This is a genomic window from Burkholderia sp. D-99 (assembly GCF_011605345.1).
In the GTDB taxonomy this organism is placed as follows: Bacteria; Pseudomonadota; Gammaproteobacteria; order Burkholderiales; family Burkholderiaceae; genus Burkholderia.
Window position 1 is genome coordinate 174,812 of sequence record NZ_JAAOXM010000011.1, and the last position, 12,910, is coordinate 187,721.

A 12,910-nucleotide genomic window follows, 5' to 3' on the forward strand; every position below is an offset into this window, starting at 1 on the left:
AAATTTCGAATTCGAACATTTTCTGTTCAACCATTTCCCTCAGACGATAAGGACAGCAGGTGACCCAACCGAATCGCTACGATCTGCTCGTCGTCGGCGGCGGCATCAACGGCGCGGGCATCGCGCGCGATGCGGCCGGCCGCGGCCTGTCGGTCATGCTCTGCGAGCAGGACGATCTCGCGTCGCACACGTCGTCGTGCAGCACGAAGCTGATTCACGGCGGCCTGCGCTACCTCGAGTACAACGAGTTCGGGCTCGTGCGCAAGGCGCTGCAGGAGCGCGAGACGCTGCTGCGCGCGGCGCCGCACATCATGGGGCCGCTGCGCTTCGTGATGCCGCACATGCCGAACCTGCGTCCGGCCTGGCTGATCCGTATCGGCCTGTTCCTCTACGATCACCTCGCGAAACGCGAACTGCTGCCCGGCTCGCGCGGCATCGACATGCGCCGCCATGCGGCCGGTGCGCCGCTGATCGATTCGATCAAGCGCGGCTTCGTGTATTCGGACGGCTGGGTCGACGACGCGCGCCTCGTCGTGCTGAACGCGATGGATGCGAAGGAGCGCGGCGCCGAGATCCTGACACGCACGAAGCTGGTATCCGCCGAACGTCGTGGCGACGAATGGGAAGCGCGGCTGCAGCACGCCGACGGTTCGATCCGCGTCGTGCATGCGCGCGCGATCGCGAACGCGGCCGGCCCGTGGGTCGGCGAACTGCTGCACGGCGCGCTCGGCCGCGGCGCGCACCACAGCGTGCGGCTCGTGAAGGGCAGCCACATCGTCACGCGCCGCCTGTTCGATCACGATCACGCGTACATCTTCCAGAACCCGGACAAGCGGATCATCTTCGCGATTCCGTACGAACACGATTTCACGCTGATCGGCACGACCGACGTCGAATACACGAACGATCCCGCGAAGGTCGCGATCGATCGCGACGAAACACAGTACCTGTGCGATTCGATCAACCGCTACTTCAAGCGCAAGATCTCGCCGGCCGACGTGCACTGGACCTACTCGGGCGTGCGCCCGCTGCTGGAAGACGAGAACGCCGCGAACGCATCGGCCGTCACGCGCGACTACCGCCTCGAGCTGGACGACGGCGCGGGCGCCCCGCTGCTGTCGGTGTTCGGCGGCAAGATCACGACGTTCCGCAAGCTCGCGGAAGAAGCCGGCGACATGCTGTGCCGCGCGCTCGGCCGCGACGGGAAGACCTGGACGGCCGGCGTCGCGCTGCCGGGCGGTGACATCGCGAATGCGAAGTTCGACGTGTTCGCCGCCGCGTTCGCGAAACGCCACCCGTGGCTGCCCGCCGCGCTCGCCCGCCGCTATGCACGTGCGTACGGCACGCGTGCGGAGCGCGTGATCGACGGTGCGAAGTCGCTCGCCGATCTCGGCACCGAAATCGCACCGGGCATCCACGACGCCGAACTGCGTTACCTGCGCGACGCCGAATGGGCGACCTGCGCGCAGGACGTGCTGTGGCGCCGCTCGAAGCTCGGCCTGCACGTCACGCCAGGCACGCTCGACGCGGTGACGGCTGCGGTCGACGCATGGTTCGCCGCCGCGCACGCGCCGCACGCCTGATCCGAATGCAGTTGCAGTTGCCGTACCGACGTTGACTCACCGACGCGCCGCTCCACATGCGGCGCGCATCACAACTAAGCCAAATCCACGGATGGAGATGAGAGACATGCAGGATCAGTACATCCTCGCGCTTGACCAGGGCACCACGAGTTCCCGCGCGATGCTGTTCGATCGCCAGGGCAATATCGTATCGATCGCCCAGAAGGAATTCGAGCAGATCTACCCGCAACCCGGCTGGGTCGAGCACGACCCGCAGGAAATCTGGTCGACGCAAGCCGGCGTCGCCGCCGAAGCCGTCACGCGCACGGGCCTGAACGGCACGTCGATCGCCGCGATCGGCATCACCAACCAGCGTGAAACCACGATCGTCTGGGATCGCGAGACGGGCCAGCCCGTCTACAACGCGATCGTCTGGCAGGATCGCCGCACGGCCGACTTCTGCGACTCGCTGAAAGCACAGGGCCTCGAGGCGAAGGTGCGCGCGAAGACCGGCCTGCCGATCGATTCGTACTTCTCAGGGACCAAGATCCGCTGGATCCTCGACAACGTGCCGGGCGCCCGCGAGAAGGCCAGGCAGGGCAAGCTCGCGTTCGGCACCGTCGACAGCTGGCTCGTGTGGAACTTCACGAAGCACGAACTGCACGTGACCGACGTGACGAACGCGTCGCGCACGATGCTGTTCAACATCCATACGCGCGAGTGGGACAACGAACTGCTCGAGCTGCTCGACATCCCGCGCAGCATGCTGCCGGAAGTGAAGGCATCGTCGGAAATCTACGGCCACACGAAGACCACCGTGTTCGCGTCGAAGATCCCGCTCGCGGGCATCGCCGGCGACCAGCAGGCCGCCCTGTTCGGCCAGATGTGCACGACGTCGGGCATGGTGAAGAACACCTACGGCACCGGCTGCTTCCTGATGATGAACACCGGCGACAAGCCGATCGAATCGAAGAACAACCTCGTCACGACGATCGCCTGGCAGATCGGCGACAACGTGCAGTACGCGCTGGAAGGCAGCATCTTCATCGCGGGCGCGGTGGTGCAGTGGCTGCGCGACGGCGTCGGCATCATCAAGTCGGCCGCTGAAATCGAAGCGCTCGCCGCGAGCGTGCCGCACACCGACGGCGTCTACCTGGTGCCCGCGTTCGCCGGCCTCGGCGCACCGCACTGGAACGCACGGGCGCGCGGCTCGGTGTTCGGCGTCACGCGCGGCACGACCTCCGCACACCTCGCACGGGCGGCGCTCGATTCGATCGCGTACCAGTCGCTCGACGTGCTGGCCGCGATGGAAGCCGATTCGGGCATCAGCATCGGCGAGCTGCGTGTCGACGGCGGCGCAAGCGCGAACGACCTGCTGATGCAGTTCCAGGCGGACCTGCTCGGCGTCGATGCGGTGCGTCCGCAGATCACCGAGACGACCGCGCTCGGCGCGGCCTACCTCGCGGGCCTCGCGATCGGCTACTGGAAGAACCTCGACGAAGTGCGCGACCAGTGGCAGCTCGATCGCCGCTTCTCGCCGTCGATGCAGAAGGAGCAGGTCGAAAGCTGCATGGCCGGCTGGCAACGGGCGGTACGCGCCGCGAAGGCTTGGGCCGACGACACGCAGTAACCGTCAGCTATCCCTACGAAATACAACAACACTGGCGGACCGCGCAACGCGCGAGTCCGCCGTGACATACGAGAGACAACCATGTCACCTTATATTGCAGAATTCATCGGCACAGCGATCCTCGTGCTGCTCGGCAACGGCGCGGTCGCAAACGTGCTGCTTGCAAAGACCAAGGGCAAAGGCGCGGACCTGATCGTGATCGTGATGGGCTGGGCGATGGCGGTATTCGTCGCCGTCTACGTGACCGCGTCGTTCAGCGGCGCGCACCTGAACCCGATCGTCACCATCAGTCTCGCGCTCGCGGGCAAGTTCGCGTGGTCGAAAGTCGGCGGCTACATCCTCGCGCAGATGCTCGGCGGGATGGCGGGCGCCCTGCTCGTGTGGCTCGCGTATCGCCAGCACTTCGCGAAGGAAGCCGATGCGGACCTGAAGCTCGCGGTGTTCTGCACGGCGCCCGCGATCCGCAGCGTCACGCACAACGTGCTGACCGAAGCGATCTGCACGTTCGTGCTGATCCTCGGCGTGCTGTACCTCGCTTCGCCGCAGGTCGGCCTCGGCGCGCTCGACGCGCTGCCCGTCGGCCTGCTCGTGCTCGGCATCGGCATCTCGCTCGGCGGCCCGACCGGCTATGCGATGAGCCCTGCACGCGACCTGTCGCCGCGCATCATGCACGCGCTGCTGCCGATCCCCGGCAAGCGCGACAGCGACTGGCGCTATGCGTGGGTGCCCGTCGTCGGCCCGCTGCTGGGCGGCGCCGCAGCGGCCGGCCTGTACCTGCACCTGCACGCGACGGTCTGATCGCAGCTTGACCGAAGCGCGCGGCGTCCATCGCCGCGCGCTTCGCGCATCATCCCTCCGCCCCGCCCCTTCCCCTCGCCTGTCCGGCCCCCGTCGTTGACGAATTCGCGTCGCGGCGCCAGCATACCGTCAGCCCCCGCACCCTCACGACAGCGCGCGCCTGCCGCACGCATGCCGGGGAAACACGCAAGCACCGCCCCTGGCCGACAGGAGACGACACGATGGCCGCCGACCCCGCACCTCGCCGGCGCAAACGCACTGCGCGTTTCGTCGAGATCGCACAGCTCGCGGGCGTCAGCACCGCGACCGTCGATCGCGTGCTGAACGAGCGCGGCAGCGTATCGGCGCACGCGCGCGAACGCGTCGTCGCCGCGGCACGCACGCTCGGCGTGCCGCGCCAGCTTCCCGATGTCCGGCACGGGCTGATTCACGTCGACGTACTGCTGCCCGATACCGACACGCCGTTCTACCGACGGCTGCAGCAGGCGCTGCAGCGCGCGGTGCAGATGCTCGACCGGCGCGTCGTCGTGCACCGGGCGATCCTGCCCGCCGCCGACTGCACGCGCCTCGCCGCGCAGATCGAGCGCCCCGCGTACCGCCGTGCGGCGCTGATCGTGACAGCCGGCGATACGCCGCGCGTGCGCGATGCGCTGGCCGGCGCGATCGCGCGCGGCGAGACCGTCGTCACGATGGTCTCCGACATCGGCGGAATCGCGCGCGCACACTACGCCGGCATCGACAACGAACGCGCGGGCCGCACGGCCGGCTACTGCATCGGCCGTCTCGCGAAGCAGCCCGGTCGCGTGCTGCTGCTCGGCGGCCGGATGGGCTATCGCGTGCACATGGACCGGATCGCCGGCTGCCGCGCCGAACTGGCGCGCGCATTCCCCGAACTGGCCTGCGACACCAAAATCGCCGAAACGCTCGATCAGGACGACCTCGCCTACAGCGCCGTCGCGAAGGCGCTGCGCGCGTCCGGCGACGTGGTCGGCATCTACAACAGCGGCGGCGGCTCGGCCGGCATCGAGGCTGCGCTGCGCCGCTTCGGCGCGGCCGGCAACGTCGTCTGGGTCGGCCACGAGATGCTCGACCAGCATCGCGCGTACATCGAGGCAGGCACGATGGACATCGCGATCGACCAGGACCCGGACGGGCAGGCGATCTCGGCGCTGCAGCACCTGATGCATGCGTGCGGCGTGGTCGAGCAGCCGCCGCCGGCCGAGCCGGTCGAGTTCCGCGTGTTCTGCTCGGCCAATGTGCGCACGAGCCCGTACCTGCAACCGGTCTAGGGCCTGCCGGGCACACCCGTTTCGCGCTCGCTCATGGAGCGCCTTCTTGCCGATTTTTCGGCAACGCCGCGCATGCAGCCGGGACGGCGCCGACCTACATTGACGGTCATTCGCCACGACGAATGCACCGGAAACGATGGCCTGACCGATGGCCGCCCCACACACGGGCAGCACCCGGTCGCGGCGGCCGGTCGCCTGCCGTCCCGGCGTCGAACCCCGACCGAGGCCCCCGTGATGACCCAACCCCTTACGTTTTCGCTGAACCGGATGAGCGCACCGCGCTTGCCGCTCGACCGCTATGTCGCGCTGTGCACGCGCCTCGGCGTCGACACGATCGAGATCCGCAACGATCTCGACGGCGTCGAGATCGCCGACGGCACGCCGGCCGCCGCCGTCCGCGCGACGGCCGAAGCGGGCGGCGTGACGATCCTGACGATCAACGCGCTGCAGCGCTTCGAGCAATGGAACGCCGAGCGCGCGGACGAGGCGACCGAACTGGCCGACTACGCGGCGCAATGCGGCGCACGGGCGCTGGTGCTGTGCCCGACCAACAGCCGCGGCGACACGCGCGGCGCGAACGTGCGCCACGCGGATCTCGTGAAAGCGCTGAAGGCGCTCATGCCGATCCTCGAAGCGCGCGGCCTGCTCGGCTTCATCGAGCCGCTCGGTTTCGAGGAATGCGCGCTGCGCCGCAAGTCGGATGCGGTGAAAGGCATCTACGACGCGGCGGGCGAGCAGGTGTTCCGGCTCGTGCACGACACGTTCCACCACCACCTGTCGGGCGAAGACATCTTCTTTCCGAACCTGACGGGCCTCGTGCACATCTCGGGCGTCGAGGAAAACGACCTGCCGGTCGACCGGATGCGCGACGGCCATCGCGTGCTGGTCGGCAGCGCCGACCGGCTCGGCAATATCCGGCAACTGCGCGAACTGCTCGCGCGCGGCTACCGCGGCGCGCTCTCGTTCGAGCCGTTCGCGAACGAAATCGCCGCAGCCGGCGACATCGAGGCGCGGTTGCGGGCAAGCATCGACTACGTGCGCGGCGAACTGGCGGATCAATGACCGCCGCCGCGGTGCGCGGCCGCCTCGAGCCGCGTGCCGGCGGAACACCACGCAATCAACAGGAGAACGGAATGATCGAATTCGCGTTGTTCGGCGCGGGACGAATCGGCAAGATCCACGCGGCGAATCTCGCACGCCATCCGGGTGCGAAGCTGAAGTACGTGGTCGACCGGCACGCGCCGTCGGCCGAAGCGCTGGCCAACGCTCACGGCGCGCAGGTGGCCGACGTCGAGCGCGCGCTCGGCGATCCGGCCGTCCGGGCCGTGGTGATCGCATCGAGCACCGACACGCATGCGGACCTGATCGACGCGGCGGCGAGCGCAGGCAAGGCCGTGTTCTGCGAAAAGCCCGTCGACCTGAGCGTCGAGCGTGCGCGTGCCTGCGCGGACGTCGTCCGGCGCAGCGGCGTGACCTGCATGATCGGCTTCCAGCGTCGCTTCGACCCGACGTTCGCGGCGCTGAAGGCGCGCGTCGAGCACGGCGAGATCGGCGCGCCGGAAATGCTGGTCGTCACGAGCCGCGACCCGGGCGCGCCGCCCGTCGACTACATCCGCAGCTCGGGCGGCATCTTCAAGGACATGCTGATCCACGACTTCGACGTGTTCCGCTGGATCCTCGGCGACGAAGCGCAGACGCTGCACGCGACCGGCAGTTGCCTGACCGATCCGGCCGTGCGCGACGCAGGCGACCTCGATTCGACCGCCGTGACGATCCGCACGCGGCGCGGGCTGCTGTGCCAGATCAACACGTCGCGGCGCGCCGCCTACGGCTACGACCAGCGTTTCGAACTGCTCGGCAGCAACGGAATGCTGCAGGCAGGCAACGTGCGGCAGACCGAGGTAAGCGCGTGGCTCGCGGGCGGCGTCGCGACGGACGTGCCGGAGCCGTTCTTCCTCGAGCGCTACCGGCATGCTTACGCGGCCGAGATCGCGCACTTCGTCGACGCGCTGCGCGACGGCACGCCGGTGCGGACGACGATCGACGACGGGCTCGCCGCGCTCGAACTCGCCGAGGCCGCGATGACGTCGTGGAAAACGGGGCGCGTGATCGAGCTTTGACACAACCGGTGGCAGGCGGTGGCATGGGGCGGCGAACCTGCAAGCGCGCCGCCGCCGGACGATCGGCAGCACACCTGGACGAAACGCGGCGAGCACGCGGCCGCATCGGGAAAATTTGCCGAAGCGTCGCGCGGCATGCGCGTGAAAGCACGTATGATGGCGAATTGATCTGCGTCGCCGACATCCCGCTTCTTCACCACCATGCTCGATCACCTCATCTGCGACTGCGACGGCGTGCTCGTCGACAGCGAAGTCATCGCCGACCGCGTGCTGCTCGATACGCTGTCCGCCACGTTCCCGAATCTCGATTTCGAAGCCGCCGCGAAGTCGGCGTTCGGCCAGCAGACGTCGCGCTTCCTCGCCGGGATCGAATCCCGTTTCGGGATCGAGATGCCCGCCAACTTCATCGAGACCATCGAGCACAACATCGAGAGCGCGCTGGCGCAATCGCTCGCGCCGATCACCGGCGTGCGCGATGCGCTGCTGAAGGTGAGCCTGCCGGTGGCCGTCGTGTCGAACAGCCGGCTCGTGCGCGTGCGCAGCTCGCTGAAGCGCGCATCGCTCACCGAGATCTTCGGCGATCGCGTGTTCAGCTCCGAGCAGGTGGCGCGGCCGAAGCCCTACCCCGACGTCTACCTGCATGCGGCGCAAACGCTCGGCGTCGCGCCGGGGCGCTGCATCGTCGTCGAAGATAGCGTGTCGGGGCTGAATGCCGCGCGTGCGGCGGGCATGAAGACGATCGCATTCGTCGGCGCGAGCCACATCCCCGACAACTACGCGGACGCGCTGCGCGCGATGGGCATCACGCGGATCATGCGCAAGATGGACGAACTGCCGGCGTTCGTCGAAGCCGGCACGCGCGGCGAATTCGGGGACGTACAGTCCTGACGGTTGTTCCGGCCCGATCAGGCTGATCGGGCCCATCCGGCGTGTGCGGGTTCACGCACGCCGTGCCATGGGCGCGCGAACACGCCCGCCTTCCCCGTTCCCTTCACTCATACCGGTTCGCAGCAGCGCTCGCGCACGGCAGCCAGCGCCTCGCGAAACTCGACGAGTTCCGCAATCGTCAGCATCGGCAGCCCGTGCCGTTGCGCGAAGCGCTCGACATCGTCGCCGCGCGTCATCGTGCCGTCCGGATTCATCAGCTCGCACAGCACGCCGGCCGGCTTCAGGCCCGCGAGGATCGACAGGTCGACCGTGCCTTCGGTGTGACCGCGGCGTGCCAGCACGCCGCCCGGTTGCGCACGCAACGGAAACACGTGGCCGGGGCGCACGATGTCGTGCGGCTTCGCCCCTTCGGCGATCGCCGCGCGGATCGTCGTCACGCGATCGGCCGCCGATACGCCCGTATGAACGCCTTCGCGTGCCTCGATCGAGACGGTGAACGCGGTGCCGTTGCGGCTCTCGTTGGTCTGCACCATCGGCGGCAGCTCGAGCGCGCGCACCGTGTCGTCGGTCAGGCACAGGCACACGATGCCGCTGCACTCGCGGATCAGCAGCGCCATCGTCTCGGGCGTGATGCGCTCGGCGGCAACGATCAGGTCGGCTTCGTTCTCGCGGTCGTGGTCATCCTGCAGCACGACCGCACGGCCTGCGCGCATCGCATCGAGCGCGGCGGCGATGCGCGGCGGCACCGGTTCGGAATCCAGCAACGGGAGATCGGCAAAGGCGTCGGCAGGTGCCGACGAAACGGACATCAAGGACATGTGAAACGCTCCTCGCAAATACGATTAGGGCGAAAAACGTTTCAGGGCATTGCAAACAGACAGAACGACAACCCGCTTCGCACGCATGGCGAAGCGGCCCTGGCGGACATGACTATCTGCACATCTTCTCTCATCCGGACTGTGACCGTCGGCTCTGGCATTCGACCAGATCTGCTGACCCCGCGCGGATGCGCGGGCGCTCGCGGGCTCGCCGGCTTACGCCAGCCTACCGCCGGTGGGGAATTTCGCCCCGCCCTGAAGACGCACTGATTGCCGGACGGGACAACCCCATCAGCGGCGGGCCAAGCATACAACAGCTGCGCGCGCGGCGCAGCGAACCACACTTAAAACCTTACTGACGACCCCGTCTAACGGCATCGTCCAAACGGCCGACGAACAACCCGCGATCTCGCCCTAGCGACGGGAACGCGCCCGCGCCGTGCGGCCTGTGCGATCAGCCGGCCGCGTGCGCTGCGTGCGCCGCATGCGCCGCGTCGGGCACGAGCCAGCGCGGCGGCACTTCGGGGCTCACCGTCACGCGGAATGCGCGCGCCTCGCTGTCGCCCGGGTTGCGCAGGCTGTACGGCTGGTCGGCATCGAACACGATCGCATCGCCGGTCGCGAGCAACTGGCGCCGGTCATGCACGCTGAGCTCCAGCGTGCCCTCGCTGACGACGAGGTTGACCGTCGTGCCGGGTGCGCGGCGTGCGCCGGGCTCCGTATGCAGCGGTGCGATCCGCAGCTCGTGGAACTCGGCCGCGGCCGGCTCGCCTTCCGGGTAAAGCGCGCGCGCCGAGAAGCGGCCATTCGAACTGACGACGCGCGACGCGCGCTCGGCCGCCAGATGCTCGAAGCCGTTCACCGCATGGCGGCGCAGGAAGGCGGCGACCGATACCTTCAGCGCCGCGGCGATCTTGCAGAGCACCTTGATGGACGGCACGCTGCGTGCCGACTCGATCTGCGCGAGCATCGCGCGCGACACGCCGGACAGCCGCGCGAGCGCATCGAGCGACAACTGCCGCTCGGCACGCAACCGCGCGAGGTTCACGCCGACGACCTGCTCGAGAACGTCGAGCGACGCGGACGCCCGCGCATCGGCGGCGTTGCCGGACTCGAAGGAAGACACGTCGCGCACTAGCGCCAGGGATGAAGACATAGCATTGCCTCCGGGCCGCTGTGCAGCCCTGCGATGGGGTAAGCCGGGATCGGAATCGGGTTGCGCCAGCAACGGCGCGTATCGAGACGCTATCACCCGGTCTTGCACCGGCAAACGAAGTTATCTTCACACCGTTATCAGCATCGCGGAGGAATGCGTTTCTCGCGCCCCCTTTCCTGCCGCTATCGCGTCGCGCCGGGCTCGCTCATTGCGCCGCCGGCGCCGCACCGCGCGCCGGCCCACGCGCGTCGAGCCGCATCGCGAACCACGTGACGACGAGCGCCGCGAACGTCACCGCGACGGCGACCCACGGCAGCGCATCGAGCGCGAGGCCGTGTTCCAGCGCAAGACCGCCGAGCCACGCGCCGCCCGCATTGCCGACGTTGAACGCGCCGATATTGAGCGTCGACGCGAGATGCGGCGCACTCGCGGCCTTCTCGACCATGCGCGCCTGCAGCGGAGGCACCGTCGCGAACGCGGCGATCCCCCACACGAACACGGTGACGGCGGCCGCGACCGGCAGGTGGCTCGTCTTCGCGAACACGGCCATCACGGCCATCAGCGCGACGAGGATCACGATCAGCGACGGCATCAACGCACGGTCGGCGAACTTGCCGCCGAGCGTGTTGCCGATCGTCAGCCCTGCGCCGAACAGCACGAGGATCAGCGCGACCGAGCGCGGCGAGAAACCCGACACGGTCTCGAGAATCGGCGCGATGTACGTGAACACGACGAACACGCCGCCGAAGCCGAGCACGGTCATCAACAGCGCGAGCCACACCTGCGGCTCCTTCAGCACCCGTACTTCGTGACCGAGGCCGACCGGCCCGCCGTCGTGGCGGTTCGGCACGAGCGCGGCGACGCCGCCGAGCGCCAGCACGCCGAGCGCGGCGACGATCCAGAACGACGCACGCCAGCCGAGCAACTGCCCGACGAACGTGCCGAACGGCACGCCGAGCACATTCGACAGTGTGAGCCCCGTGAACATCAGCGCGATCGCGCTCGCGCGCTTGTCGGGCGGCACGAGCGACGCGGCGACCACCGCGCCGATCCCGAAGAACGACCCGTGCGCGAACGACGTGACGACGCGCGCGACCATCAGCATCGCGTGGCCGGACGCGGTCGCGCACAGCACGTTGCCGACGATGAAGATCGCCATCAGCAGCAGCAGCGCGGCCTTGCGCGGCATGCGGCTCGTCAGCACCGCGAGCAGCGGTGCGCCGGCCGCGACACCGAGCGCGTAGCCCGTGACCAGCAGGCCGGCCGACGGCAGCGACACGGCCAGGTCGTGCGCCACTTCGGGCAGCAGGCCCATGATGATGAACTCGGTGGTACCGATGGCGAAGGCGCTGATCGCGAGCGCCAGTAACGGAAGGGGCATGACGTTCTCCGGAAGGCGGCGGGCGCGGCGCCCGGTCGGTGCCGCACCGCACAAAAGGCAGGATGTGCGCATTGTCCCGAAGACGTCGATATTTGATAATTGGCGTGGCGTTTGAACCATTTTCAAATATTTCTGGAAAATCGCATGGATCGACTGGGCGATATCCGGCTGTTCGTCGAGGCGGCCGAACTGGGCAGCCTGTCCGCCGCCGGGCGCAAGCTGAACCTCACGCCGGCCGCCGCGAGCGCGCGCCTCGCCAAGCTCGAGGCGGCGGTCGCCACCCGGCTGTTCGACCGCTCGACCCGGCAGTTGCGGCTCACCGACGAGGGCCGCCTGTACCTGAACGGCTGCCGGCAGGCGTTGCAGGCGCTCGACGACGCAAACGCACTGCTGCAGGCCGGCCGCAATGTCGTCGCCGGCCGGGTGCGGCTGTCGGCGACGTCCGATTTCGGCCGCCGCCGGCTGCTCGACTGGCTCGACGAATTCACCGCCCGCTACCCGGACGTGACGTTCTCGCTGACGGCGTCCGACTCGACGGTGAACCTGTGGCAGGACGAGATCGACCTCGCGATCCGTTTCGCCGCGCCGCCCGACGGCGCGCTGATCGCCCGCCGGCTCGCCGCGGACCGGCGCGTGCCATGCGCGGCGCCGTCGTTCGTCGAACGCCACGGCGTGCCGCGCGATCCGCACGATCTGGCCCGCTTTCCGTGCAACGTGATCACGGTGGCGTCCGGGCCGATGAACACGTGGCGCTTCACGCGCGGCGACGACACGCAGACCTGCACGGTGCCGCTCGCCACCGCGTTCGAGACCAACGACGGCGGCCTCGCCCGCGAGTGGGCACTGCGCGGCCACGGCATCGTGCTGAACTCGATCTGGGATGTCGCCGACGACATCCGCGCCGGGCGGCTCAAGGTCCTGCTGCCCGACTGGCGGCACCAGAGCGCGCCGCTGCATGCGATCTATCCCGGCAAGCGCTACATGGCGCCGCGCGTGCGCGTGCTGCTCGACTTTCTCGCCGAACGCTTCGCGCGCGAGGAAGCCGCGCACGACGACCTGCTGAATGCGTGCCGCTGACGGCCGGCGCGCCGCCGTTCAGGGGCCGGAACGTGGCAGGCGGCGTCGCGTGGCCGCAACCCGCAGCCCGTCCCGGGCGGCGTGAAAAGCTATAATGGAAGGCTTTCCCGACGGCTTTTCATGCTGGCTGCGCGCCACCCGCGTGCGGCGCATGGGCCGTCCCGATTCACTCTTGACGACGCCCCCAGGTC

General features: G+C 68.7%; 11 protein-coding genes and 1 riboswitch. Of the genes, 8 read left to right on the forward strand and 3 right to left on the reverse strand.

Annotated elements, in window-relative coordinates:
- Positions 1-59 precede the first annotated feature (59 nt).
- The 7 genes from glpD to HAV18_RS30435 all read left to right on the forward strand — a co-directional run bounded on the left by glpD (position 60) and on the right by HAV18_RS30435 (position 8,287).
- Positions 60-1,583: a glycerol-3-phosphate dehydrogenase gene (glpD, locus tag HAV18_RS30405; protein ID WP_166963490.1), complete on the forward strand. Its 1,524-nt coding sequence runs from the start codon at positions 60-62 to the stop codon at positions 1,581-1,583.
- A gap of 106 nt (positions 1,584-1,689) precedes the next feature.
- Positions 1,690-3,192 (forward strand): glycerol kinase GlpK, encoded by a 1,503-nt coding sequence (gene glpK, locus HAV18_RS30410; RefSeq protein ID WP_166963492.1) that lies wholly within the window; start codon positions 1,690-1,692, stop codon positions 3,190-3,192.
- 81 nt (positions 3,193-3,273) lie between these two features.
- Positions 3,274-3,990, forward strand: coding sequence for an MIP/aquaporin family protein (locus tag HAV18_RS30415; protein ID WP_048242695.1), 717 nt, complete (start codon positions 3,274-3,276; stop codon positions 3,988-3,990).
- A gap of 221 nt (positions 3,991-4,211) precedes the next feature.
- Positions 4,212-5,279, forward strand: coding sequence for a LacI family DNA-binding transcriptional regulator (locus HAV18_RS30420; RefSeq protein ID WP_166963494.1), 1,068 nt, complete (start codon positions 4,212-4,214; stop codon positions 5,277-5,279).
- A 234-nt stretch (positions 5,280-5,513) separates the two neighbouring features.
- Entirely contained in the window at positions 5,514-6,341 is an 828-nt protein-coding gene (locus tag HAV18_RS30425; protein WP_166963495.1) for a TIM barrel protein, read from the forward strand.
- Between the two features lie 71 nt (positions 6,342-6,412).
- The gene (gene iolG, locus HAV18_RS30430; RefSeq protein ID WP_166963496.1) at positions 6,413-7,399 is read left to right on the forward strand and encodes an inositol 2-dehydrogenase; all 987 of its coding nucleotides are present in this window, start codon (positions 6,413-6,415) and stop codon (positions 7,397-7,399) included.
- Between the two features lie 201 nt (positions 7,400-7,600).
- Complete coding sequence (locus tag HAV18_RS30435; RefSeq protein WP_166963498.1) at positions 7,601-8,287, forward strand: HAD family phosphatase; 687 nt, start codon at positions 7,601-7,603, stop codon at positions 8,285-8,287.
- A 107-nt stretch (positions 8,288-8,394) separates the two neighbouring features.
- Here HAV18_RS30435 and ribB read toward each other — a convergent pair whose 3' ends face one another.
- The 3 genes from ribB to HAV18_RS30450 all read right to left on the reverse strand — a co-directional run bounded on the left by ribB (position 8,395) and on the right by HAV18_RS30450 (position 11,642).
- On the reverse strand, positions 8,395-9,105 hold the full coding sequence (ribB, locus tag HAV18_RS30440; RefSeq protein WP_166963499.1) for a 3,4-dihydroxy-2-butanone-4-phosphate synthase: 711 nt from the start codon (positions 9,103-9,105) through the stop codon (positions 8,395-8,397).
- A 118-nt stretch (positions 9,106-9,223) separates the two neighbouring features.
- A riboswitch (FMN riboswitch) is annotated at positions 9,224-9,372 on the reverse strand.
- A gap of 187 nt (positions 9,373-9,559) precedes the next feature.
- Positions 9,560-10,261, reverse strand: coding sequence for a helix-turn-helix domain-containing protein (locus HAV18_RS30445; RefSeq protein WP_166963501.1), 702 nt, complete (start codon positions 10,259-10,261; stop codon positions 9,560-9,562).
- A 205-nt stretch (positions 10,262-10,466) separates the two neighbouring features.
- Complete coding sequence (locus HAV18_RS30450; RefSeq protein WP_166963502.1) at positions 10,467-11,642, reverse strand: MFS transporter; 1,176 nt, start codon at positions 11,640-11,642, stop codon at positions 10,467-10,469.
- A gap of 144 nt (positions 11,643-11,786) precedes the next feature.
- Between HAV18_RS30450 and HAV18_RS30455 the strand changes: the two genes are divergently transcribed.
- Positions 11,787-12,719 (forward strand): LysR family transcriptional regulator, encoded by a 933-nt coding sequence (locus tag HAV18_RS30455; RefSeq protein ID WP_166963503.1) that lies wholly within the window; start codon positions 11,787-11,789, stop codon positions 12,717-12,719.
- The last annotated feature ends 191 nt before the right edge of the window (positions 12,720-12,910 follow it).

Coding starts and splice junctions, on each gene's coding strand:
- HAV18_RS30425 (WP_166963495.1), top strand. CDS start 5,514: ATGACCCAACCCCTTACGTTTTCGCTGAACCGGATGAGCGCACCGCGC.
- HAV18_RS30455 (WP_166963503.1), top strand. CDS start 11,787: ATGGATCGACTGGGCGATATCCGGCTGTTCGTCGAGGCGGCCGAACTG.
- HAV18_RS30420 (WP_166963494.1), top strand. CDS start 4,212: ATGGCCGCCGACCCCGCACCTCGCCGGCGCAAACGCACTGCGCGTTTC.
- glpK (WP_166963492.1), top strand. CDS start 1,690: ATGCAGGATCAGTACATCCTCGCGCTTGACCAGGGCACCACGAGTTCC.
- HAV18_RS30445 (WP_166963501.1), bottom strand. CDS start 10,261: ATGTCTTCATCCCTGGCGCTAGTGCGCGACGTGTCTTCCTTCGAGTCC.
- HAV18_RS30435 (WP_166963498.1), top strand. CDS start 7,601: ATGCTCGATCACCTCATCTGCGACTGCGACGGCGTGCTCGTCGACAGC.
- HAV18_RS30415 (WP_048242695.1), top strand. CDS start 3,274: ATGTCACCTTATATTGCAGAATTCATCGGCACAGCGATCCTCGTGCTG.
- ribB (WP_166963499.1), bottom strand. CDS start 9,105: ATGTCCTTGATGTCCGTTTCGTCGGCACCTGCCGACGCCTTTGCCGAT.
- HAV18_RS30450 (WP_166963502.1), bottom strand. CDS start 11,642: ATGCCCCTTCCGTTACTGGCGCTCGCGATCAGCGCCTTCGCCATCGGT.
- iolG (WP_166963496.1), top strand. CDS start 6,413: ATGATCGAATTCGCGTTGTTCGGCGCGGGACGAATCGGCAAGATCCAC.